The sequence below is a fragment of the Chitinophaga flava genome (assembly GCF_003308995.1).
In the GTDB taxonomy this organism is placed as follows: Bacteria; Bacteroidota; Bacteroidia; order Chitinophagales; family Chitinophagaceae; genus Chitinophaga; species Chitinophaga flava.
Genome location: NZ_QFFJ01000001.1, coordinates 3952234 through 3975968, shown reverse-complemented (window position 1 = coordinate 3975968; position 23735 = coordinate 3952234). Strand labels below are relative to the sequence as shown.

The 23735-nt window shown below is 45.7% G+C and carries 20 protein-coding genes and 1 tRNA gene; 11 read left to right on the top strand and 10 right to left on the bottom strand.

What is annotated here, in order from left to right; translation table 11 throughout:
• Window positions 1–23: 23 nt before the first annotated feature.
• Both ffh and DF182_RS16165 read right to left on the bottom strand, forming a co-directional pair.
• Window positions 24–1349, bottom strand: coding sequence for a signal recognition particle protein (ffh, locus tag DF182_RS16170; protein WP_113616686.1), 1326 nt, complete (start codon window positions 1347–1349; stop codon window positions 24–26).
• 243 nt (window positions 1350–1592) lie between these two features.
• A complete protein-coding gene (locus DF182_RS16165; protein ID WP_078670220.1) occupies window positions 1593–2459 on the bottom strand; it encodes a sigma-70 family RNA polymerase sigma factor in 867 nt (288 codons plus the stop codon).
• A gap of 363 nt (window positions 2460–2822) precedes the next feature.
• Between DF182_RS16165 and DF182_RS16160 the strand changes: the two genes are divergently transcribed.
• Window positions 2823–3203, top strand: coding sequence for an START-like domain-containing protein (locus DF182_RS16160; protein ID WP_113616685.1), 381 nt, complete (start codon window positions 2823–2825; stop codon window positions 3201–3203).
• Here the strand turns inward: DF182_RS16160 and DF182_RS16155 are convergent.
• Window positions 3200–3820, bottom strand: a complete 621-nt coding sequence (locus tag DF182_RS16155; protein WP_113616684.1) for a hypothetical protein — start codon at window positions 3818–3820, stop codon at window positions 3200–3202. The genes DF182_RS16160 and DF182_RS16155 overlap by 4 nt on opposite strands.
• Before the next feature lie 215 nt (window positions 3821–4035).
• Between DF182_RS16155 and DF182_RS16150 the strand changes: the two genes are divergently transcribed.
• The 3 genes from DF182_RS16150 (at window position 4036) to DF182_RS16140 (ending at window position 7900) form a co-directional block, all read left to right on the top strand.
• Entirely contained in the window at window positions 4036–5478 is a 1443-nt protein-coding gene (locus tag DF182_RS16150; RefSeq protein WP_113616682.1) for an LptF/LptG family permease, read from the top strand.
• 11 nt (window positions 5479–5489) lie between these two features.
• Window positions 5490–6161 (top strand): phosphatase PAP2 family protein, encoded by a 672-nt coding sequence (locus tag DF182_RS16145; protein ID WP_113616680.1) that lies wholly within the window; start codon window positions 5490–5492, stop codon window positions 6159–6161.
• Between the two features lie 110 nt (window positions 6162–6271).
• A complete protein-coding gene (locus DF182_RS16140) occupies window positions 6272–7900 on the top strand; it encodes an ArnT family glycosyltransferase (RefSeq protein ID WP_113616678.1) in 1629 nt (542 codons plus the stop codon).
• Between the two features lie 152 nt (window positions 7901–8052).
• Here the strand turns inward: DF182_RS16140 and DF182_RS16135 are convergent, their stop codons facing one another.
• Window positions 8053–8769 (bottom strand): superoxide dismutase, encoded by a 717-nt coding sequence (locus DF182_RS16135; RefSeq protein ID WP_113616676.1) that lies wholly within the window; start codon window positions 8767–8769, stop codon window positions 8053–8055.
• 33 nt (window positions 8770–8802) lie between these two features.
• Here DF182_RS16135 and DF182_RS16130 point away from each other — a divergent pair, with 33 nt between their 5' ends.
• The 7 genes from DF182_RS16130 (at window position 8803) to DF182_RS16100 (ending at window position 14959) form a co-directional block, all read left to right on the top strand.
• A complete protein-coding gene (locus tag DF182_RS16130; protein WP_113616674.1) occupies window positions 8803–9123 on the top strand; it encodes a hypothetical protein in 321 nt (106 codons plus the stop codon).
• Window positions 9124–9262: 139 nt separating this feature from the next.
• Window positions 9263–9985 carry a hypothetical protein gene (locus DF182_RS16125; protein WP_113616672.1) on the top strand — a complete coding sequence of 241 codons (723 nt, stop codon included), beginning with the start codon at window positions 9263–9265 and terminating at the stop codon, window positions 9983–9985.
• 18 nt (window positions 9986–10003) lie between these two features.
• Complete coding sequence (locus DF182_RS16120) at window positions 10004–11122, top strand: ThiF family adenylyltransferase (RefSeq protein ID WP_113616670.1); 1119 nt, start codon at window positions 10004–10006, stop codon at window positions 11120–11122.
• Between the two features lie 15 nt (window positions 11123–11137).
• Window positions 11138–13312, top strand: a complete 2175-nt coding sequence (locus tag DF182_RS32770) for a sensor histidine kinase (RefSeq protein ID WP_113616668.1) — start codon at window positions 11138–11140, stop codon at window positions 13310–13312.
• 15 nt (window positions 13313–13327) lie between these two features.
• The gene (locus DF182_RS16110) at window positions 13328–14425 is read left to right on the top strand and encodes a sensor histidine kinase (protein ID WP_113616666.1); all 1098 of its coding nucleotides are present in this window, start codon (window positions 13328–13330) and stop codon (window positions 14423–14425) included.
• A complete protein-coding gene (locus tag DF182_RS16105; protein ID WP_113616664.1) occupies window positions 14409–14828 on the top strand; it encodes a response regulator in 420 nt (139 codons plus the stop codon). The genes DF182_RS16110 and DF182_RS16105 overlap by 17 nt, the downstream gene beginning before the upstream one ends.
• A gap of 58 nt (window positions 14829–14886) precedes the next feature.
• Window positions 14887–14959, top strand: a tRNA-Ala gene (locus DF182_RS16100).
• Between the two features lie 79 nt (window positions 14960–15038).
• On the opposite strand, the gene DF182_RS16095 is transcribed toward DF182_RS16100, so the two are convergent.
• The 6 genes from DF182_RS16095 to DF182_RS16070 are packed head-to-tail and all read right to left on the bottom strand — an operon-like array spanning window position 15039 to window position 23656.
• Window positions 15039–16166, bottom strand: a complete 1128-nt coding sequence (locus tag DF182_RS16095) for a hypothetical protein (RefSeq protein ID WP_147243448.1) — start codon at window positions 16164–16166, stop codon at window positions 15039–15041.
• Window positions 16167–16201: 35 nt separating this feature from the next.
• Window positions 16202–17791, bottom strand: coding sequence for a hybrid sensor histidine kinase/response regulator (locus DF182_RS16090; protein ID WP_113616661.1), 1590 nt, complete (start codon window positions 17789–17791; stop codon window positions 16202–16204).
• Window positions 17792–17835: 44 nt separating this feature from the next.
• Complete coding sequence (locus DF182_RS16085) at window positions 17836–18417, bottom strand: chemotaxis protein CheB (protein WP_113616659.1); 582 nt, start codon at window positions 18415–18417, stop codon at window positions 17836–17838.
• A 15-nt stretch (window positions 18418–18432) separates the two neighbouring features.
• On the bottom strand, window positions 18433–19260 hold the full coding sequence (locus tag DF182_RS16080; RefSeq protein WP_245957458.1) for a CheR family methyltransferase: 828 nt from the start codon (window positions 19258–19260) through the stop codon (window positions 18433–18435).
• A gap of 3 nt (window positions 19261–19263) precedes the next feature.
• Window positions 19264–19638 (bottom strand): response regulator, encoded by a 375-nt coding sequence (locus DF182_RS16075; protein ID WP_113616656.1) that lies wholly within the window; start codon window positions 19636–19638, stop codon window positions 19264–19266.
• A gap of 1 nt (window position 19639) precedes the next feature.
• Complete coding sequence (locus DF182_RS16070) at window positions 19640–23656, bottom strand: response regulator (protein WP_113616653.1); 4017 nt, start codon at window positions 23654–23656, stop codon at window positions 19640–19642.
• Window positions 23657–23735 lie beyond the last annotated feature (79 nt).

Here is a 23735-nt window from a genome sequence, read left to right as displayed (position 1 = left end):
CAAAAAAAATTTCCGCGGGCCTGTTAACGAACCATTCCTTTCAGGCCACGGCCGCCAGCACCAAACTTATTCATCATTTTCATCATCTGACGCATCTGGTCAAACTGTTTCATGAACTGGTTTACGTCCTGGATATTTTTTCCGGCGCCTTTGGCGATGCGTTTGCGGCGGCTACCGTCGATGAGGTCGGGGTTACCGCGCTCATCCGGTGTCATGGAGTTGATCATCGCTTCGATGCCTTTAAAGGCGTCGTCACTGATATCAATATCCTTGATGGCTTTACCTACGCCAGGGATCATGCCCATCAGATCTTTCAGGTTACCCATTTTTTTGATCTGCTGCAGCTGTTCGCGGAAGTCATCAAAATCGAACTGGTTCTGACGGATCTTCTTTTCGAGCTTCTTGGCCTGCTCCTCGTCGAACTGTGCCTGTGCACGTTCTACCAGGGTAGTGATATCACCCATGCCGAGGATACGCTGAGCCATACGTTCAGGGTAGAACACATCGAGCGTATCCATTTTTTCGCCCATGCTCACAAACTTGATCGGTTTGGTCACGGTGTAACGGATAGTCAGGGCCGCACCACCGCGGGTATCACCGTCCAGTTTGGTGAGTACCACACCGGTGAAGTCCAGGCGGTCGTTAAACGCTTTGGCGGTATTAACCGCATCCTGGCCGGTCATGGAGTCTACTACGAACAGTACTTCCTGTGGCTTAACGGCATTTTTCACGTTGGCCACTTCGGTCATCATCACTTCATCAACAGCCAGACGGCCGGCGGTATCGATGATGATGATGTTATTGCCATTGGCTTTGGCGTGTTTGACCGCGTTTTCGGCGATCTGCACGGCGTTTTTATTCTCTGGCTCATTATACACTTCCACGCCTATCTGTTCGCCCAGCACTTTCAGCTGATCGATCGCAGCAGGACGGTAGATATCGGCAGCTACCAGCAAAGGTTTTTTACCTTTTTTGGTTTTGAGGAAGTTGGCCAGTTTACCGGAGAAGGTAGTTTTACCAGAACCTTGTAAACCAGCGATGAGTATAATGGAAGGGTTTGTTTTGATATCAATTTCTGCCTCAGTGCCACCCATCAGCTCGGCCAGTTCGTCTTTCACGATCTTTACCATGAGCTGTCCGGGAGAGATGGCGGTCAGTACCTTCTCACCGAGGGCTTTGTCTTTTACTTTATCAGTAAATTCCTTGGCTATTTTATAGTTCACGTCCGCATCCACCAGTGCACGGCGGATTTCCTTAACGGTAGAGGCAATATTGATCTCACTGATACGTCCTTCCCCTTTAAGCTGCTTAAACGCGGAATCTAATCTCTCTGATAATGATTCAAACATTGTTGATATTTTAAACGGACTGCAAAAGTATTGTTTTTGGGTGAGAATAAGTTACGAATGTTGCGAATGTTGAGCTAAGTTATCGACGAATGTTGCGAATTGTTGAGAATGTTGACAATGTTGTTAAAAGTTACCGATTCCGGGCATGCGCCCCCTGCAAACAAAAAAAGCGGAGACCGGGAGCTGTTGCTCCTGTCTCCGCCAAAGCGTTTATATCCAACAAAACCTAATTCGTAATAATACTTATCCCAGGTAGTTCCGGAGCAGTTTGCTTCTGGAGGTGGTCCTGAGTTTGGTGATAGCTTTATCCTTGATCTGGCGTACTCTTTCACGGGTGAGGCCAAATTTTTCGCCGATGTCTTCGAGTGACATGGGGTGTTCTACGGCGATGCCGAAGTACAGCATGATCACATCTTTCTGACGGTCGGTGAGGGTGGACAGGGAGCGTTCGATTTCACGGCGAAGTGAATCGTGGTGGTCCAGTTCTTCATCGGCGCTGACAGCGTTCGGATTTTCGAGCACGTCGAGCAGGGAGTTGTCTTCTCCGTCGATGAAAGGAGCGTCCATAGACACGTGACGGGCGGCTACACCGAGGGTAGCTTCTACTTCGTCTGTGTTGATTTCGAGAATGGTAGCCAGTTCATCAGGAGATGGTTCTCTTTCAAATTCCTGTTCCAGCTGGGAATAGGCCTTGCTGATCTTGTTGCTGAGCCCTACTTTGTTGAGCGGCAGGCGTACGATCCTGGACTGTTCTGCCAGTGCCTGGAGGATGGATTGACGGATCCACCAAACGGCGTAGGAAATGAATTTAAAACCGCGTGTTTCATCAAAACGTTGGGCAGCTTTAATTAACCCGAGGTTACCCTCGTTGATCAGGTCGCTGAGAGACAGACCCTGGTTCTGATACTGTTTCGCAACGGACACCACAAAGCGGAGGTTAGCTTTTGTCAGCTTTTCCAACGCTCTCTGATCGCCTTGCTTGATACGGATAGCGAGATTTACCTCTTCTTCCGGCGTAATTAAATCCACTTTCCCAATCTCCTGCAGGTACTTCTCCAGGGACTGAGACTCCCTGTTGGTAATGGACTTAGTGATTTTAAGTTGGCGCATTGACATAGAGTCGGAACAGTTACAGGTTAAGAAAAAGTTAAGATTTGATGAATGCCTGACAAAAATAACTTTTTTTAGATGCCGGCCAAAAAAAATCTGTCGTTTTTAAATCATTTCCAAATAAAATCGATTGATCTTTAAGACTTAATATTTTTTCATGAAACCCGCTGCCCATACGGCAAAACGCAGTTATTTCCCATATATGCATTTTTTATATTATAAAAAAATATAATATTTGTAAAATAATTCAAGTGATCATATAATCTTCAGATTAATTAAAAAAAAACAGTAAATTATTTTGACAGAATAAAATATTTTCTATAATTGCAACTAGATGATATTGATTTACTAATTATTTGAGAGATGTCTAAGAAAGTGCTTTATGAGTTGGAATTCCCGGTTAGGTGCTCCCCTGGTATCCTTTACGAATTCCTGTCAACCCCTGCAGGCTTGCAGGAATGGTTTGCAGACAAGGTAGATTACAGGGACAATGTATTTTCCTTTTCCTGGAATGGCAGTTCTGAAGAAGCAGAAATACTGGAACAGGAGGAAGATGAATTTATCAGGTTCCACTGGCTCCATGCTCCGAGAGAAGAGTTTTTTGAATTCCGGATACAGATTTCAGAAGTGACAAATATGACCATTTTGGTTGTAAAAGACTTCGCCGATAAGAGAGAAATCAAAGACCAGAGTCAGCTTTGGGAATCTCAGGTGAAAGATTTGTTCCATCGCATCGGAAACTAACTTCCTTCTTTAACGTTCAGAACATTAAGCAGGGTAGCATAAGCTTCCACTATATCCGTGATAACTTCTCCCCAACGCTCCAGTCCAAACGGTTTTGCCAGTTTAATAAAACTTTGCCGGCTGACCAGCCTTTTCCAGTCTTCAAAACACATATCGCCTATGGCTTGGTAATTTCCTTCTTCAAAATCATGTTCCCAGGGATCATCTTCCGGCAGGTATACGCAAAAACCGGCAACAGCCAATTGCGCATATGCCTCCGCCAGTGGTCCTTCAAACCTCTTTTTGACCGTACCCGCCAGGTGCAGGGTACAACTAAAATAATGCCCCCACCAGAACATGCTCCGGAAGGCAAAGACATCTGTTTTGCTGAAATACCGCGGATAATCCAACATCACCCAGGGTAGCGACTTATACTGCTCCCCCTTCGAGATTTTGGGTCCCTGCCGCAGCCACACTTCCTCAAAAGGGAAATCAGTTGCCGCATCCCAGGCCGCCAGCGCCTGCTGTAACCGGCCCATCAATAACATCACCTTCTCTATCGCCTTGTTTTTCAATTCTATCACCCTCGGCGAAAAAACAATCTCCGCTTCCTCTGCAGTCAAATACAAATTTTCCATATAATTTAACGGTATTTTCAGGTCTGCTTTAACACTCCTTTGTGAAATCATACTAACTTTACCTTCGCAAAAAAGCAAGGCAAGCAAAGAAATAAAGTGCTCCGGCACAGAAGCAAAGTAAGCAAAGAAGCGGAAAGATTATCTTTGCCCCTGCTCCATCTGCTCCTTTGCGGGAACTTGAGGAGAGGAAATCAAAATAAAATCAGGCATTATCAGTGAAGAAACTCGATAAATTAATTATTAAAACATTCCTGGGGCCCTTTGTGGCAACCTTCTTTGTGACCCTTTTTGTACTGGTAATGCAGTTCCTCTGGAAATATGTAGACGACCTGGTAGGAAAAGGACTGGACACGGTGGTGATCATTCAGCTCATCGCCTATACCAGCGCCACGCTCGTGACACTGGCCCTCCCGCTGGCCGTGCTACTCTCTTCCATCATGACTTTCGGTAACCTCGGAGAAAGTTTTGAGCTGGTAGCCCTCAAATCATCCGGCATATCCCTGCTCCGCTTTATCCGGCCACTGATGGTGGTATGTAGTATCATCGGCTTTCTGGCATTCCTGTTTGCCAACTATGTGATCCCGGTGGCCAACCTGCAGGCCAAATCCCTGCTGTACGATATCACCAACTCCAAGCCAGCCTTCAATATCAAGGCCGGCGTTTTCTACCGCGATATTCCAGGCTATACCATCAAGGTGGCCCAGAAAGATAAAGACAACCAGACCATTCACCAGGTGATGATCTTCGATAACCAGTCTGGTGGCGGAGATAAGGTTATCCTCGCTGAAAAGGGGCAAATGGTGCTCACTGCCAACAAACGTTTCCTGTATTTTATCCTGGAAAACGGCTGGCGTTATGAAGAGAGAGGCAACCGCGGTTATACCGTTCCCGGCGACATGATCCGCCTGGGCTTCAAAAAATACAGTAAAGCCTTTGACCTGAGTTCATTTGCCTTCAACCGTCTCAATATGGATCTGTTTGCCTCCAACCAGCAGATGCTCAACGTCAGACAGCTGGATGTGGCCATCGACTCATTGGAAAAAGCCCAAACGATTTTCGGTAAAACCGTCAACGCCTACGTGACGGTACGTTTCCCTTTCTTCCGCTGGAAAGACAGCGCCTGGGCGGCTACTGCCCCCCCGCTGAAAGTAAAGGAGTTTGAAAACATCATTCCTGAAAAAAACCGCCGTGCCGTGCTGGACAGGGCTGAGCAGAGTGTCCGGGAAACTTTGGGGTCATTGGATGCCCCTACCAAAGAATATTCTGAGAAACACAGCGTTATATTAATGCATAAAGTGGAATGGCAGCGTAAGTTCACCCTCGCGGCAGCCTGTGTGGTGATGTTCCTCATCGGAGCTCCGTTGGGTTCCATTATCCGTAAGGGTGGTCTGGGAACACCGCTGGTATTTGCCGTGATCTTTTTTGTGATCTTTAACATCTTTTTTATGATCGGGGAAAAGATGGCCCGCAGCGGTGTGATGTTCACGTGGTCAGGGATGTGGCTCTCGAACATCGTGCTGTTGCCTATTGCCGGCTTTTTAATTTATAAAGCCATGAATGATTCCAACTTATTCAATAAAGAATTTTATTTTCGCATATACCAGAAGGTAAAAAAGTTCTTGCAAAAAATTAAGTCTAAAAAGCAACCTACAATTTAAAACCTACAGAATTGAAAACGCTGTTTACACTGTTCAGAAAGAATGCATATTTCTTTCTGCCCTTCCTACTGTGGATCATAGTAGGAGGAGTAATGCTGGCCACCTACAGTCAACGTGAGTTATTTCTTGGTATCAACGGGGAACACTCAGCGTTTGGTGATGTTGTTGTTACCGGGATCACGTATCTCGGTGATGGAATTATGTTCGGTTTAATCCTGTTGCTGATGCTGATCATGCAGAAGTTCAGGGTATTTTTTATCGGACTGGGAGTATTCCTTTTGGCAGCTGCAGTAGTGCAGGTAGCCAAACATTATTTTAATGCACCAAGGCCTATCAGCTATTTTGGAGATGAAGCTGCCACATTGGTACACACCGTTAAATGGGTGACAGTACACAGCAGCTGCAGTTTTCCTTCCGGGCACTCTGCCGTGGCCTTTGCCATGTTTAGTTTTCTCTCAGTATTCCTGCGTAATAAAAAGCTGGGCTTACTGTTTATTATACTGGCACTGACGGCTGCATATTCCCGCATCTACCTGGCACAACATTTCTTTGCAGATGTTTATGTTGGTAGTATTGTGGGTACCCTGAGCACCATTATTGTATTTGGTTTCTTCAGGTTCCGTGATTCCGCCACTTCTCCAGAAGTTTGTGCAGAAGCGATGGTCAACGCCAACGCCGCGTAAATCCCGAAAAGTTTTTCAAAGGAGCAAAGTTCGCAAAGATCAGCACCTTTGCGGACTTTGCTCTTTTTTATTGCTACCGAACCAATGCTTACTTTATATAAACTGTTATAATGAAATACCTGTTGATTGCCCTTGTAGCGGGCCTGCTATTCATTCCTTTTCTGGGCGCTGTTCACCTTTTTGACTGGGATGAGATAAACTTTGCCGAGGCAGCCCGGGAGATGATTGTCAGCCATAACTATAGTCAGGTACAAATTGATTTCCGACCATTCTGGGAGAAACCACCACTGTTTATATGGATGCAGGCCGGTAGCATGTTACTCTTTGGGGTTAACGATTTCGCTGCCCGTTTACCGAATGCCATCATTGGCATTGCCACACTGATCAGCTTATTTGCCATCGGCAAAAAACTGGTAGACGAAAAAATGGGAATGTGGTGGGCACTGGTGTATGCCGGCTCCTGGCTTCCTCATTTTTATTTCAAATCAGGTATTATCGACCCTACTTTTAACTTCTTCATATTCCTGGCGATCTATTTCGCCTATCGTATCGCCTATAGCGCCAAGTCATACCGGATGGCCATGCTTAGTGGTTTTTTCCTGGGACTGGCCGTACTCACCAAAGGGCCGGTAGCCATACTGGTATCTATGCTGGCTCTGCTGGTATATTTCCTTTGGAACAAATTCAGGATCGGTATCAAACTGGCGCATCTCGGACTGATTGCGCTGTTTGCTTCCATCACCACACTGCTTTGGTTTGGTTATGAAATACTGGCCCATGGCTGGTGGTTTGTCAACGAGTTTGTGGCTTACCAGATCCGCCTGCTCACCACCGAAGATGCGGGTCATGGCGGCCCTTTCCTCTATCACTGGATTGTGTTGATCATTGGCTGTTTCCCTGCCAGCATCTTCCTCTTTACTTATATCAGCGGTAGGAAAAAATCGATTTACAGCAAACCTGCTGCTACCGAACAAAAAGACTTTAAGGTGTGGATGTGGGTACTTTTCTGGGTAGTGCTGATCCTGTTTTCCATCGTAAAAACCAAGATCGTCCACTATTCTTCCCTTTGTTATTTTCCGTTGTCTTTCCTGGCGGCTTACCAGGTGTACAAACTGGCGGAAGGCAGGATACGGATGCGTGGCTGGAATATTGCCCTGCTGCTGTTTATCGGTATTGTACTGGGCATCGCTATTGCCGCGTTGCCGCTGGTAGGTGTATATAAAGACATGCTCATCCCCTACATCGGCGATAAATTTGCGGTGGCTAATCTGCAGGCGCAGGTTCCCTGGTCAGCGGCTGAAGCCGGCTACGGCCTTGCCTATGTACTGCTGGTGATCATCAGCGCCATCCTGCTGATCAAACGTAAAACCAGCAAAGGCCTCATTTGCCTTTTCGTGAGCACCATTCTGGTGATACAGGTTACCGTCGTACATTTTGTACCTAAAGTAGAACGTTACTCACAGGGCGCCGCCATCGATTTCTTTATCTCCCTGCAAGGCAAAGACGTATATGTAAAAGCGTTGGGGTATCACAGTTATGCCCAGCATTATTACACGCGGGAACAGCCCCATACCAATAAAAACTATTATAATACCGACTGGTTGCTCAACGGACAGATAGACAAACCTGCGTATTTCATCTGCCGTATCACAGATAGTGAGGAGTACATACATCACCCCAACCTGGAAGTGATCGGGGAAAAGAATGGGTTTGTGTTTATGAAACGAAAACAACTGTGATGAATGCTGATAAATACTGATGCTCCTGATGGAGCGAAGATTGTATAATTCTACATTGATAAAAGCGAAGAAACCATTGATATGATCAATGGTTTCTTCGCTTTTATCAATGCTCCATCAGGAGCATCAGTATTTATCAGCATTTATCGCTGTTACAGTTTTTTATTCACTTCATCCCAGTTTACCACGTTCCAGAATGCGTTGATATAATCAGGGCGTCTGTTCTGGTATTTAAGGTAGTAGGCATGTTCCCATACGTCGAGGGCGAGAATGGGTGTACCTCTTTCCTTAACAATATTGTGCATGAGTGGGTTATCCTGGTTGGGAGTGTTGATGATGGAGAGTTTTTTGTCAGGGCTGATGATGAGCCATGCCCATCCGGATCCGAACTGGGTTTTGGCGGCGTCGTTGAATTTTTCCTGGAATTTTTCCCAGGAGCCGAAGCTGCTGTTGATGGCAGCTTTCAGTTTATCGGAGGGAGTTGTTTTTTTAGGTGACAGTAATGTCCAGAACAGGGAGTGGTTGTAGTGACCGCCACCGTTGTTGCGGATTGCTTTGTCTTTATCTGTTACCTTATGGAGAATTTCTTCCAGGGTAAGGGAAGCGAAGGGTGTTCCGTTCACCGCATCGTTCAGATTTTTAACGTATGCGCCATGGTGTTTATCATGGTGCAGTTCCATAGTCGTTTTGTCGATGTATGGTTCCAGTGCATCATAAGCGTAAGTCAGCGGAGGTACAACGAAGGGCGCCTTAGGGTCGTTGAGACTGGTTTTCGCGGTAGTAACGGGAACGGCCAGACTACTGAGGGGGCCGCTGAGGGCAGCTACACCAGCAAGGCTGGTCAGCTTTATGAATTCTCTTTTGTTCATATGGCAAGAATTGAAGTTTGGTTTATATAAAGGATGAGTACAAATCTACTTTTTAAGGGAATAACCAGCAGCAAAATTTACACCAATGCAATGCAGGAAATAATCCACGCTTTATTTGCAGATATCTATACCGTTGAGTACCAGGATAACATCCGCTGCCAAGTTGACATTTATTCAAAAAACGGGACATTCTTTATGGGAAATTCTGGAAATAATACTATTTTACCATTACCTTCATGTGAAGAAGTAGAGCTTTTTAATCTTTTTCAAAAAATGGAACTATTTATCCCTGGCGATGCTAACCGCGGAGAGAGATGCAATCCCCTGTCATATTGGCCAACAATATTATGCTGATTTTACCTGACGTAATAGCATTGTTAATGGATAAATCGGTAGCCTTTTTGCTGACAGTGCTTACATAAAACCATTTATTGGAAGGGCCATCTGACCCAGCTACCTTTTAACGAATTAAATTTTAAAAGCATTCCCGTACATGCTTAAGGTAAGAGTATTCAAGGCTATAGAATATCCGGAAGAATGTTTGCAGTACATTGCAGGGCATCGTAAAGTGCTGGAAGCCTACGGTGTAACAAAAGTTACGTCTGCCAATGTTGACTGGATGTATGAGCCTTATACTTATATCATTACCGTAAGTAATGATGATTATACCAAGATGTACGGTGGTTGCCGGATACAGCTGGCCGGGGGGAGTGTTCCCCTGCCGATAGAATCTGCGATCAACAATATGGACCCACGGATTTATGGTATTGTGAAGGACCTGGCAGCGGCCGGTGGTACAGGTGAATTTTGTGGTTTATGGAATTCTCGGGAAGTAGCCGGTTGGGGAATTGGTAGTATTGTGCTTTTCAGGGTTGTCAATGCCGTATTGGATCAATTGCCTGTTACCACGTTCCTGGGCTTCTGTGCACAAACCACTTTCCGGAACAGTATACGGACCGGATACCAGATTATGACGAATATCGGCAACCAGGGCACTTTTTATTATCCAAAGGAAGACCTGATTGCTACGGCCCTGATACTGAATGATCCGTTGGAACTGAAGAGTGCACATCCTGAGGATAAGGAAAGAATGATGAGTTTACGCAACAATCCGGTGCAAACGATTGTAGAAAAAGGCCCCAAGGGTGAAATGCAGGTTGATTATGATCTGCGGATCATGTCGGCAGCTATGAGTGACCTGCCGTTATTCAGGTAGCCATAAACAATATTAACAATGAACAACGTACTAGTAGATGCTATTACAACGAGCAAACAACGAGCAACAGAAAGAGAAGTAGAATTTTTCAGGATACAGGACCCCACACAGCTGGAATCCCTCACTCAGCTGCTCCGGCAAAACCCCGCTATCCGGGTGTTTGATGAAATACAATCCCAACTGGCAGAACTGATCCGTCTGCATCATCCAACAGAAAGATTATCAGAAACAGCCATCGCTGAACATATAGCCGCCCACCTGGGAGGTATAACGCCTGCTGCTTATGGTGTATGGGTTTATTATCCCTGGTCCTGCCGTGTGGTACATATTCTGGATGAAGCAGAATTTATATACCTGCGGACCAGTCGCAACCAACATAAGATCACCGAAGCAGAAAGAGAAACCCTGCAAACCAGGAAGATCGGTGTTATCGGCCTCTCTGTAGGCCAGTCGGTAGCACTGGCACTGGCTATTGAAAGACTGTGCGGAGAACTTCGTATAGCCGACTTCGATCAGCTTGATCTAAGTAATATGAACCGTATCCGTACCGGCATACACAATGTAGGCATCCTTAAAACCGTACTGGTGGCGCGGGAAATTGCCGAAATTGATCCTTTTCTGACGGTACACTGTTATGATAATGGCATCGACGACAATAATATCGACACTTTCCTTACCGAAGGGGGCAAACTCGACATTCTGGTAGAAGAATGTGACAGCCTGGACATTAAGATCCTTAGTCGTCAGAAAGCCAGAGAACTGCAAATACCAGTAGTCATGGACACCAGTGACAGAGGAATGATTGATATAGAACGATTTGATCTGCACGCTGATTTACCTATATTGCATGGACGTATTCCGGAGCAGCTTACAATAGAAGAAATCCGGAATATGCAGGGCCCTGAAAGAATGCAGCTGGTTGATAATATCGTCAACATCAGCGCCATGTCAACCAAAATGCAGGAATCCCTGAAAGAAATAGGCAAAAGTATTACTACCTGGCCCCAACTGGCCTCGGCAGTTATGCTGGGCGGTGCCGCCATCGCCCATGTGTGCCGGGAAATAGCCCTCAACGGGGATATTTCCTCAGGCCGCTATTATGTAGACCTTGAACTGATTTTTAACCAAGAAAAATGATCCGATAATAACGACATGCGACTTCTGATCAGACCGGCATTTTGCAAATTCGTATGCCTGTTACTGTTAGTAACGGTCCACTGGGTACCTGTTTGGGCAGATACCATCGATATCACTCCCAAACATCCCATCCAACTGGCAGAATACGGCCAATTGGAATATCTGCTGGACCCCGCCGGGGAAATGGCTTTCCAGGAAGTTAAGAATTCGGCAGCCTTTCAGAAGCTGCAAAAACAGATACCCAACTTCGGGCTCACCAAAGATGCCATCTGGCTGCGGTTAACTGTCAGAAACAATACCAGCCGGCCGGAGCTGATGTTTAATGTCACCTATCCCATACTGGACCTGATCGACCTCTACTACCCTGATCAGCATAACCAATACCATGTGATCCCCGGTGGAGAACTACGGCCTTTTAAAAACAGACCGGTCAACCACCAGAACTTTGTGTATAATATCAACATCCCTTCCGGCGGGTCTCAGACATTTTATGTGCGCATCCAAAGCCGCGAAGCCATTCTGATCCCCATATACATCGGCACTGCGCGGGAAACCTACAATAAACTGTACAACGATGACCTGTTGCTCTCTATCTATATCGGCATCATCCTCGTTATGATATTCTACAATATCTTCATTTTCTTTTCTGTAAAAGACTGGAGTTATTTTTACTACATCCTCTATATCGCCTCTGTAGGGCTGGCTCAGATCTGCCTTCACGGATTCGGCTACCGCTTCTTCTGGCATGAAAATCTATATATCACCGAACAAAGTGTACTGTGGGCAGGAGCACTTTCAGGTATCTCAGTGCTGATATTTGTGCGGAGCTTCCTTCATGTAAAGGAAAAAGCACCCTGGGCCAATCGCATACTGACACTGTTTATAATCGTATATTCCAGCACCATCGTGTTATCATTGCTAGGATTTTTCTCTATTGCCTACGCTCTGATTGATTTTCTGGCTATCACCGGCGTAAGTTTTATCCTGTTGTTTGCCATCATGCAGGCGGTCAAACGTTCAAGGACCGCGAAAATATTTGTACTGGCATGGACCGTGTTTATTCTGGCCATCATCTGTTTTGTGCTTAAAGATGTGGGCATCATCCCCTATAATATCTTTACCAGCCATATCATTGTGATCGGGTCCGCAATTGAAGTCATCCTCCTGTCTTTCGCCCTGGCAGACAAAATCAATACCTTCAAGGCAGAAAAAGAAGCCTCACAGGCCATTGCCTTGGAGATCTCCAAAGAAAACGAACAACTGGTAAAAGAACAGAATATTATCCTGGAAGCCAAAGTGCAGGAAAGGACGGAAGAACTGCAAAACAGTAACCGCGACCTCAACATCGCGCTCACCAACCTGAAAGACACGCAGACAAGGCTGGTGGAAAAGGAGAAAATGGCATCTCTCGGTCAGCTGACTGCCGGTATTGCCCACGAAATCAACAACCCTATCAACTTCGTCACCTCCAACATCAAACCACTGAAGCTGGACATTGCTGACCTAAAAGACCTGCTGACCCGCTACGACCAGCTGGCCAGCAGTACAGACATCAGCCAGGATCTGAAATCCATCGAACAGTTCAAGAAAGAAATAGATATCGACTATATACACGAAGAAATATCTTCCCTTATCAAAGGCATTGAAGACGGCGCTGCACGGACTGCCGAAATTGTGAAAGGACTCCGTACTTTCAGCCGACTCGATGAAAGTGAAGTAAAATCCATTGATATCCACGAAGGGATCGATTCCACGCTGGTATTGCTCAGAAACGGTATTCCTCCCCATGTCAGCATCATTAAAAATTATACGGAGCTGCCTAAAATAGAATGTTATGCAGGGAAAGTCAACCAGGTGTTTATGAATGTTTTTACCAATTCTCTCAATGCCATCAAAAGCAAAAAAGAGCAGCATAATGAATCTATCTCCATTACCACCGGGCAGGAAAATGGTTTTATCACCATCTGTATCAAAGACACTGGTATTGGCATGTCTGAAGCAGTACAAAAGAAAATCTTCGACCCGTTCTTTACAACCAAGGATGTAGGGGAAGGCACAGGACTTGGACTGTCCATCGTTTTCAGCATTATAGAGAAACACAGGGGTAAGATCATTGTAAATTCCACCCCGGGAGAAGGAGCAGAATTTATTATATATTTACCTCTTAACATAGTTAATCATCAATCTTAACCATAACGCCCTTTGATGAAAGAAAACCGCATTAGAATACTGTATATCGATGATGAGGTCCATAATCTGAATGCATTTAAGGCCAGCTTTCGCAGAAGTTATGAGATATATACGGCCAATTCTGCGCAGGAAGGCAAACAGTTGCTGAAAGAGATCATGGTACATGTCATCATAGCGGACCAGAAAATGCCAGTATCTACCGGGGTGGAGTTCTTCAATGAAATAAAAGACACCCTTCCGGATCCCATGCGTATTCTGCTGACTGGCTATACTGATGTGGATGATATCATTGATGCCATTAACAAGGGGCATATTTTCTCCTATATCAAAAAACCCTGGGATGAAAATGAGCTGCATAAAACCATCAACAACGCATATGAAATCTATCATACCCGCAGGCAGCTGAAAGAAAAAATTACGGAACTGGAGAAAACCAATGATGAACTGAACCGGTTTATCTATTCCACCTCCCACGACCTGCGTTCCCCGCTGATGTCTGTATTGGGCATTATCAATCTCTCAAGGCTCGATAATTCAGTTGTAGACCCTAATGGCTACGTCAACATGGTAGAGTCCTGTGTACTGAAACTCGACGGCTTTATCCAGAAAATCATTGAGTACTACCGTAATTCCAGGCTGGAAATAGAATACGAAAGAATCGATTTCACCACCCTGCTCAATGACTGTATTACCGCCTTCCAACCACAGAATACCGCTATCCGGTTCCATACCCAGGTAGATCAGGTGGCCGAATTCAGGGGCGACACCTTCCGGATCAGCGTTATTTTAAACAATCTTATTTCCAACGCTGTTAAATACCAGAAGCCGGACGAAGCCGAGCCGATGGTCAATCTCTCTGTGAAAGTAGAGCCACACAAAGCCACCATCTCTATCCGGGACAATGGTATTGGTATCCTCACTGAGCATCTGAACAATATCTTTAAAATGTTTTTCCGCTCCAAAAACAACAACAAGCCTGGCAGCGGAATTGGTTTATACATTGTGAAAGAAGCCTTAAGTAAAATTGGCGGTACTATTAATGTAGAGTCCAAATACGGCGAAGGCACTCAATTTGAAATTACCATCCCCAACAGAAATGAATTCGATACCTGACCTGCGTGTCATATTGATAGATGACAATGAGATTGATTTATTGCTGCATGAGAAGTTGATCACCTTTCAACAAATCAGCAGAACGGTACTTTCATTTGTAAATGCCAACAAAGCACTGGAATTCTTATCTTCCAACATTGCCCTTCCCAGAATACCACCCACTATCATACTGCTGGATATTCAGATGCCCGAAATGGACGGCTTCGAATTTTTACAGGCATTCGATACCTATCCGCAGAAAATCAAATCGCAATGCCATATCGTAATGGTATCTTCTTCCCTGGATTATGGTGATATTACCCGTACCAACGCCAATCCACTGGTCATTAAATTATTACGAAAACCCTTGTTGCTAAAGGAATTAAAGGAGACTGTGGAAGGAATTTTTAAAGATTTTGTGTAAAAAATTTGCAATTCACGAAAATAATATATCTTTGCAATCCCGAAAGGGAAAATGACATGGGGGATTAGCTCATCTGGTAGAGCGCAAGCATGGCATGTTTGAGGTGAGCGGTTCGAGCCCGCTATCCTCCACCCAAATAAAAAAAAACCGCGCAATGCGCGGTTTTTTTTTATTTGGGTGCCCCAGGACTGAAGTCCGGGGCTATTTTGGTCACTTTTGAAGCGCTGAACGGATCGCTTTTACTTCGGCTTTTAATTCCTTATTCTCCTTGTCCAGCTGAATAAGATACAACGTCAGTTCCTCTACTTTTTGCAACAACTTACTGTTCATCTCTTCCAGATCAATACCTTTTTCCTTTACAGCAGCTGCAGATGGAATACCCGGCAAATGCTGATGTGTATTGACATATGCTTCGACTTCCTGTAAAGAAGGGAGCTGGTAGTTTTTCGCAAACACAAAATCCGGCCAGTTCTGGTAATTCTTCACCACTACCCTTTCAGCAATCATACTGCCGGCAACAGCCAACCGGTAACCTTTGGTATCATGTACGCCAATACCCACACCGCCACCGTTGGGATTGAGGAACAAACTCCCGTTTTCGGTGGTATTGGAAAAAGCCTGTATAAAGCCGCTGTTATGCTGTCCGATGGAAATACCCATGCCACCCTGAAAATTGGGAGAGAAAAAGGTCATATGATGGCCCGCAAATATAGACTCCTGCGTGGTAGGGGCAGCAACAGTAATTGCTCCCGATTTGGAAGTATTGACAATAACGGCATTCATGGACAAATCATCGCCGGTGGGGATTTTACTGCCATTATCATCTACCACCAGATTACCTGCTATCGTAACAGGATCTCCACTTCTGAAAAGTGCGACCTCTGATACCTGTGATTCCTTCACGATTTCAAACGCTGGATATTGTATGTATCCAGTAAATGAAAACTCTGTCAGAGTAGAACTATTTTGAATAGAAACAGCCAGATATTTAACGCCATTATACCTCAACGTCACCAACTGGGCAGGTTCGTTATAACAGATCAGGCTTCCCCGGTCGGACTTGTGGGCAGAAGCAGTGTTTACTTCGATCGTCCATTTACGGTTCCACGCTCCTATGTGCCCTCTAATGGCGGAAATTTTTCCCATCACAAAATAACCATCCATCGGCACATTGTCGTAAGATCTATGCAAAATAAGATAATTGACACCCGTAGCATCATCTGTATAACCGGGAATCTGAATATTGGTCCAATAGGTTCTTGTTGGGGAAGTAGTCTGAGCCTGGACAGCAGTAGTAAAGGCTGCCAATAGCAGCAGCATGCATACAATTCTTTTCATGAAAGTATAGGTTTAAAATGAAATAGAGTTATGGGTTATGAGATTATGTTGGGCGTTTTCGTTTGTTTTACCGGTAACACCATGATAAAGGATGTCCCCTCTCCTTCCACACTGGTGGCTGTGATGATTCCCTGATGTTTATCAATTACTTTTTTGGCGATAGCCAGGCCGATGCCGGTGCCTTCGTACAGATCAGCGTTATGCAGACGCTGAAAGATAGTAAATATCTTGGACAGGTATTTTTCGTTGAAGCCGATGCCATTGTCGCGGACGGTGATGCGGCAATAGTTTCCATTTTCATCCACAGCACTGTCTGCCGCACTGGTAGCTACCCTATCCGCTGAAATATGGATTTCTGGTGTACGGTCGTTATGGGAAAATTTCAGGGCATTACTGATGATATTCTGGAACACCTGCCGGATCTGCCCAGGAACAGCTTCAATATGGGGTAATTTTTCCACATGTACCACAGCATTCTTTTCTGTGATAGCCAGTTCCAGATCACTGATAATCTCTTGCACCACCACATTAAGGTCTGTCATTTCGTATATGCTTGCAGCAGACAGGCGGGAATAATTCAGCAGATCATTGATCAGTCTTGCCATTCGTTCGGAAGAGCCTACGATCCTTTCCATATAGGACATGGCATTGGGATCTGTTTGCAGAAACCGGTCACGCACAATAGCACCAAACAGCTGGATTTTGCGGAGCGGCTCCTTCAGGTCATGAGAGGCAACGGAGGCAAATTGTTGCAGATCATGGTTACTGGCTTCCAGTGATTTGTTGATCTCTATCAGTTCTTCCGTTCTTTCTTTTACTTTCAGTTCGAGTATTTCATTGGCCTGCTTCTGCAGGGCAATATCGGTGAAGGTACCAATCCACTTTACGATTTCGGGACCTTCCTTTACGGGTGTGATGCGCAGGAGATGACAGCGGTAGGAGTTGTCTGTTCTGTCTTTCAGATATACTTCCTTTTCAAGCGGCAGGCCAGCGCGAAGCGTTTGTTCCAGGCATTGCCGCATGGAATCGCCACCAGACAGCGTTTCCGGCAGCTGCTGCATATTATCTGCATACTTGTACCAATTGCGGTTGACATATTCTATCTGTCCGTCTGTGGTAACGGTGAAGGCTATCTGTGGCAATGCTTCCAGTGTGGTATGCAGCTCGTTCACTTTTTCACTCAGGGCTGCCTGAGCCAGTTTGCGCACTTCCACTTCTTCCTGTAATGACTGGTGTATTTGTTTCAGTTCCTGTGACTGTTGATACAGCCGGGAAAAAGTTTTCACCTTCATCAACAATACATCAGGATCTACAGGTTTGGTGAGATAATCAATTCCGCCGGAGTCGTAACCTTTTACGATAAAACGTTTTTCTTTGTTGACAGCGCTGAGGAAAATGATAGGGATGTCTTTTGCTTTGCTGTAGCCGGAAATAGCTTCTGCCACCTCAAAGCCATCCATACTGGGCATTTGCACGTCCAGGATAATCAGCGTGTAGCTGTTTTTAAGTATTTTTCTCAACGCCTCTTCACCCGACAAAGCGGTATCCACTTCAAACTTATACAGCTCCAACGTTTTCCTAATGGATAAAATATTCTCTGGCTTATCGTCAACAATCAGAATCATACACTAAAGATATTACGCAAGGTATATTTTTCAATAACCATACCTCAACTGGCCATCATACCGGCAAAGCTGTTAATAAAAGCAGCCATGGCGGTGGCAGGCAGGATATGGTCTACAGGGGCAGTAAGAATGGCCTGCCTGGGCATTACATCTACCGCAGCCGTATCGGGATCTTGTACGATGGTAATACCACCGGCGTCATGTACATCCATCAGTCCTTCTGCACCGTCTGTATTAGCCCCGGAAAGCAGGATGGCGGCCACCTGCCGCCCATAAGCCAGGGCTGCCGATGAGAATGTAACATCAATGCTGGGACGGCTGAAATTCACTTTCTCCGAATAATCCAGTGAAAAGGTATGGTCTGTTTCCAGCAACAGGTGGTAGTCTGCCGGCGCGATATAGATGGTGCCCGGCAGCAGTGTTTCTTTTTCTTCAGCTTCCTTAACAGTCAGCTGCGTTTTAGCCGATAACAGCTCTGTCAGCATAGAATCATAATGATTTTGCCGGTGCAATACAATCACTACTGCAGCGGCAAGCTGTGGCATCAGGCCGGGCAACAACGTAAGGATGGCCTGCAGCCCTCCTGCAGAACCTCCTATTAATACAAGGCGGGAAGCCGTAGACATAAGGGTACTACTTTATTACAGGTGATGTTTGCGCCAGATTTTTTCCTTGCTGTCCAATTGTCTGAACTGGCTGGCCACACTTGTGAAGCTAAGCGTTTCCTTACTCCCCAGTGCCAGGAAACCCAATGGCTCCAGGCTGTCACAAAACAGGCGCAAGACTTTATCCTGTAGGGTTTTACTGAAATAAATCAACACATTTCTACAGATGATCAGCTGAAACTCATTAAAAGAACCATCTGTGACAAGATTATGAGGAGAGAAGATGATCTTCTCGCCCAGGTCTTTTCTGAATTTAGCATATTCATAATTAGCTGTATAATAGGAAGAGAAATCATGCAATCCGCCGGCCTCCATGTAGTTGCGGGAGTATTGCTGCATTTGCGAAATGGGAAAGATGCCGGTTCTTCCCTTCTCCAATACGCTGGTATTTAGGTCTGTGGCATAGATGACTGATTTGTGCAGCAGGTTGGCTTCCTTCAGCAAAATCGCAAATGAATACACTTCTTCTCCGGTAGAGCAGCCCGCATGCCATACCCGGATCAACGGATAAGTGGCCAGCACCGGCAATACTTCCCGCCGGAGAGTATAGTAGAACTGCGGATCACGGAACATCTCCGTAACATTTACAGTAATCTCTTCCACAAAACGAAGCGCATAGTCCGGATCAGACATAATGCGGTAGCGGAATTCCGCGAAACTGGGAAAACGGTCGGCTTGAAAAAGATGATTCACCCGCCTGTTGATGGAGGCAGGAGCATACCCGGTAAAATCGTATCCGTAGCGCTCCAACACATCATTCAGCAACATACTTACTTCTCTTTCACTTATGTGATTTCTGGTCACTTGTTAATCAGCTAAATATTGTTGTATCTGCGACAACAGCACATCTACATCAACAGGTTTTGAAATATAATTATCGGCGCCCGCCTGCAGACATTTTTCCCGGTCGCCCACCATGGCCTGGGCAGTCACCGCTATAATAGGCAGCCTGCTATTAGGAGCCTGGGCGCGCAAGGCGGCTATCGTTTCGTAACCATCCATATCAGGCATCATAATATCCATCAGTACTACCCCTACCTGGTGCTCTCCTGCCAGCAGCTCCAGGCCTTCAGCCCCGGAGGAAGCGGATATACAGGAAATACCTCTGGAACGTAACACTGCTTTGAGCGCGAAAATATTCCGCGCATCGTCATCAATGATTAATACTTTTTTCTGCTCCATATTATTTCATGCCTTTATCGTATAACCATACCCGTAGTAACGAAATCAGCTGATCTACATCTACTGGTTTGGAGATATAGTCAGAAGCTCCTGCCTTCAGGCATTTTTCCCGGTCCCCCATCATGGCTTTGGCCGTTACTGCTATTACTGGCAGTTGCGCCAGCGACGGCTCTCTGCGGATAGCAGCAATCGCATCGTAACCATCCATCTCAGGCATCATCATGTCCATCAGCACAATATCTACCGGATGTTCACTCAATTGCTGCAGGGCTTCTTTTCCATCAACAGCAGAAAGCACCTTCATCTGGTGTTTCTCCAACGCCTTTGTCAGCGAGAAGATATTACGTACATCATCATCTGCAATCAATACGGTTTTATCTTTCAGCACTTCATTAAGCAACGACATTTTTCCATTTACCATAGGCATCACCTGCTGGCTGTTTTCAGATACCAGATGCAAAAACAGTGATACTTCATCGAGCATACGCTGATAGGAATGGGCCGTTTTCACCACAATAGAATCTGCGTACTGCCGTATCCGTTGTTCTTCTGCACGCGAAAGACTTTTACCGGTAAAGATGATGATAGGCAGATTTTCCAGTCCTTTGATCTCCTTCACTGTTTCCAGCGCTTCATAAGCCTGCTGGTCAGGTATGCCCATATCCAGAATTACACAATCCACATCCTGGTGCTGCAGCAATTCCACTCCTTCCTGAACGGTATTGCTGATTTCAGAATTCACCTGATAGTTGCTGAGAAAGTAAGCCAGTGCTTTGGCATGTTTGGCATTCTCTTCCAGTATCAGCACTTTTTTAGTGGAACGTTGCAACACAAACTCCATCTTTTCAAAAATCAGCTGCATACTTTCCATCGTAACTGGTTTGCTGATAAAGTCCACTGCACCTTTCAGGAGGCTTTCCTTTTTAGCTTCCATGGAAGACATGATATGTACCGGTATCGGACGGGTGACGGGATCATTTTTCAATTCTTCCATGACCTGCCAACCATCCTTCACTGGTAGTTCTATATCCAGCAGAATCCCTATAGGCTTATATTTACGAGCCAGCTCCCCGGCCATATCACCCCGTACAGTCACTACACCTTTATAGCCACGCTGACGCGTAAATTCGAGCAGGGCTTTAGCGAAGTAGGTATCATCTTCCACGATGAGAATAACCGCATCACCGGGTTTTACCATATCACGGTCATCTTGTATATCAGCAGGGATGCGGGTAGAGAGGTAGGGCCCATGAGCCGGTTCTTCTTCAACCACAGCCGGTTCCTGTGGCGTTACCGGTGCAGGCAAAGGGACAACAGATATCACTTTTCGTGTAGCCGGTATCGTTATCACAAACTCACTGCCTTCCTGTTCACTACTATGCAGGGAGATATGTCCGCCCAGTAGTTTGGCCAGCTCGCGGCTGATAGACAGCCCCAGGCCTGTACCGCCATACTTGCGGCGGGTAGAGCCATCTGCCTGTTGGAAGGCTTCGAAGATCACCTGTTGTTTTTCGCGTGGGATACCGATGCCTGTATCTTTCACAATAAAACGCACGGTACCGGGCACTTCTCCTGCCTGTACAGACAGAGTTACCGAGCCTTTGGCCGTAAATTTAAGCGCGTTGGAAAGCAGGTTTTTCAGTATCTGTTCCAGCCTTATCTGATCTGTTTCAATAGCCTGCTGCAGTCCCGGTGCAACGACCAGGTTCAGCACCAGCCCCTTATCACGGGCGATAGGCTCAAACAGCGCCTGCATGTTGGATAGAATATCCCCCACATATACTTCGTGATACTCCAGCTCCATTTTACCGGATTCTATCTTCGACAGGTCCAGTATCTCATCGATCAGCGTCAGCAGACCTTTGCCGGATGAATTGATTACTTGCGCATATTCTATCTGGTCGTTGCTCAGGTTATGGTCATGGTTTTCTGAGAGCAGCCTTGACAACAACAAAATAGAATTTAGTGGTGTACGCAACTCATGCGACATATTAGCCAGGAACTCGGATTTGTATTTGGTACTGAGTGCCAGCTCTTCTGCTTTTCTATGAATTTCAAGATTACGTTCTACAATGATCTGGTTTTTCTCTTCCAGCATGCGGGTCCTCTCCTCCAGTTCAGCATTGGATTGCATCAGTTCTTCCTGCTGTACTTTCAGTTCTTCTTCAGACACCTGCAGTTTCTGCGTCTGTGCTTCCAGTTCTACGTTGAGCCCTTCCAGTTCGCTGTGCTGTACCTGGAGCTCTTCAGCCTGTGACTGGGTTTCTTCCAGCAACTCCTGCAGCCTTGTGCGGCTGCGTGTACTTTGTATAGCTACCGCAATGCTGACAGATGCCTGTTTCAGATAACTGAGTCCACTTTCAGTGAAAGGAAACAGCGAGCCTATTTCCACCACTCCTTCTGCAATACCGGCATGGATCAGTGGTATGATCATGACATATCCGGGTTGTGCAGCAGCGGTGCCACCAGCAATATGCAGGAATTTATCCGGTGCGTCTTTAAGGTAAATCGGTTCTCTTTGTTTCAATGCCTGTCCAATCAGCGTTTTACCTATGGCAATCACAGATGGCGCCGGATATTGGTCAGACAAGGCATGGCCTGCAGAAAAATGCAGATCTCCATTTTGACGGATATACAACACGCCTGTTTGTGCGCCGGTATATTTTACCAGTTCTGCCAACGCGTCGTGGGTAAGCGATTCCAGGTCCCGTTCTGCGAGCAGTGTCTCGTTGATACTGTTAAGGCCGGCTTGTATCCATATTGTTTTTTCATTCTCCTGACGGAATATTTTCAGGTCTGCTGCCATCTTCACCACGGCGTTGCCCAGCAGGTCTTCAGCACTACGGGGCTGAACATCGATATTAAAATTGCCTTTACCGATATTATCTGCTGCCGTGGCCAGTTCCTGTCCTGTTTTATCTATTTCTGTAAATGACTGAGCCAGGCTGCCGATAGCGTCTTTGGTATGGATGCCGGGATCTACGCCGCTGATGCCCCGGGCTATTTTTCCAGCAGCATTCCTAAGCTTGTCCAGGCTTCCGGTGATAGTTTTGATGGTAAAGCCAACAAATGCCACCACCAACGCCACAACGAGTACGAGGAATATGAGGTATTTTGTTTTGAGGTCATTTTCATTTTTTGAAATGCTCCTTGCATCTTTGCCCACCTTTTCTACAATAGAGCGCTGCAGCTGTTTCAGCAAATCTACCGACATGCTGGAATTATCCCACCAGGAGTCTGCATTAAAGAGGGTATCAATTTTTTTGCTATGGATAGTATTCGCGATAAAGTCGGTGGTAATGATAAACTCACTTCTCTTTTCCATCTGCCGAAGGATATCGGCGGTAGCGGGTGAAGCTTTATCGAGGAATTCGGCCCGTAGCGAGGAATACATATCGCTGTTGTTTTCGATACGTGAAAAATCATCGGGCCATACTTCCTTTTTGAGAATAAAATAATAGATGTCCATGCGGATCAGGCCCTGATAAGCGGCCATCTGTGCCAGCAGGTATTGGGCGTTAAGGTCCTGCTGCAGGGATTTCAGAATGGCAATATCGGGGGTATTGATACGGGCCAGGTTGTTCAGGCGGAAGATCAGGTTGGAATAATAATCCAGTACTTCCCGCTGAGGCATGCTTTTTTGATCAATATCTTTTCTCTTTTTAGGCAGGGTATTGAGCAGTGAATAGGTAAAAAACTGGCTATCAGCAGCCAGCAGTTTACTTTTTACAGCATCAATCGCAAGGTCGGTTTTGGCCCTTTGCATCAACAGGTCGTTGAGGACATTATTACCCAAAGCGTAGTTCACACTATAGCGACGTTCCAGATGTATCTCATCTGAAATCTTCATCATGGCAGTTGCGGTGTTAACATCCTGCAGCAGGTTGTCGATACTACGGATATCAGCGTTTTGTTTATCGAATATCTGAACTCCGAAATAAATAAGGCATACCAGCGGAACAATCGCAATCAGGAACAATTTCCTGGGTAAGGGCAGTTGCATAAAAAATTTCTTCATGCGCCTGAGCTCGTTTATTTTTTTTTTATAGGAATAAGATTACGGGTAAATAGCCCTGCAAACCGCGTACCTGGAGCAA

Bases quoted from the DNA above. Each gene is read 5' to 3' on its own strand.
- ffh (WP_113616686.1), bottom strand. From the start codon at position 1,349: ATGTTTGAATCATTATCAGAGAGATTAGATTCCGCGTTTAAGCAGCTT.
- DF182_RS16165 (WP_078670220.1), bottom strand. From the start codon at position 2,459: ATGCGCCAACTTAAAATCACTAAGTCCATTACCAACAGGGAGTCTCAG.
- DF182_RS16160 (WP_113616685.1), top strand. From the start codon at position 2,823: ATGTCTAAGAAAGTGCTTTATGAGTTGGAATTCCCGGTTAGGTGCTCC.
- DF182_RS16155 (WP_113616684.1), bottom strand. From the start codon at position 3,820: ATGGAAAATTTGTATTTGACTGCAGAGGAAGCGGAGATTGTTTTTTCG.
- DF182_RS16140 (WP_113616678.1), top strand. From the start codon at position 6,272: ATGAAATACCTGTTGATTGCCCTTGTAGCGGGCCTGCTATTCATTCCT.
- DF182_RS16135 (WP_113616676.1), bottom strand. From the start codon at position 8,769: ATGAACAAAAGAGAATTCATAAAGCTGACCAGCCTTGCTGGTGTAGCT.
- DF182_RS16130 (WP_113616674.1), top strand. From the start codon at position 8,803: ATGAGTACAAATCTACTTTTTAAGGGAATAACCAGCAGCAAAATTTAC.
- DF182_RS16125 (WP_113616672.1), top strand. From the start codon at position 9,263: ATGCTTAAGGTAAGAGTATTCAAGGCTATAGAATATCCGGAAGAATGT.
- DF182_RS16120 (WP_113616670.1), top strand. From the start codon at position 10,004: ATGAACAACGTACTAGTAGATGCTATTACAACGAGCAAACAACGAGCA.
- DF182_RS32770 (WP_113616668.1), top strand. From the start codon at position 11,138: ATGCGACTTCTGATCAGACCGGCATTTTGCAAATTCGTATGCCTGTTA.
- DF182_RS16110 (WP_113616666.1), top strand. From the start codon at position 13,328: ATGAAAGAAAACCGCATTAGAATACTGTATATCGATGATGAGGTCCAT.
- DF182_RS16105 (WP_113616664.1), top strand. From the start codon at position 14,409: ATGAATTCGATACCTGACCTGCGTGTCATATTGATAGATGACAATGAG.
- DF182_RS16095 (WP_147243448.1), bottom strand. From the start codon at position 16,166: ATGAAAAGAATTGTATGCATGCTGCTGCTATTGGCAGCCTTTACTACT.
- DF182_RS16090 (WP_113616661.1), bottom strand. From the start codon at position 17,791: ATGATTCTGATTGTTGACGATAAGCCAGAGAATATTTTATCCATTAGG.
- DF182_RS16085 (WP_113616659.1), bottom strand. From the start codon at position 18,417: ATGTCTACGGCTTCCCGCCTTGTATTAATAGGAGGTTCTGCAGGAGGG.
- DF182_RS16075 (WP_113616656.1), bottom strand. From the start codon at position 19,638: ATGGAGCAGAAAAAAGTATTAATCATTGATGACGATGCGCGGAATATT.
- DF182_RS16070 (WP_113616653.1), bottom strand. From the start codon at position 23,656: ATGAAGAAATTTTTTATGCAACTGCCCTTACCCAGGAAATTGTTCCTG.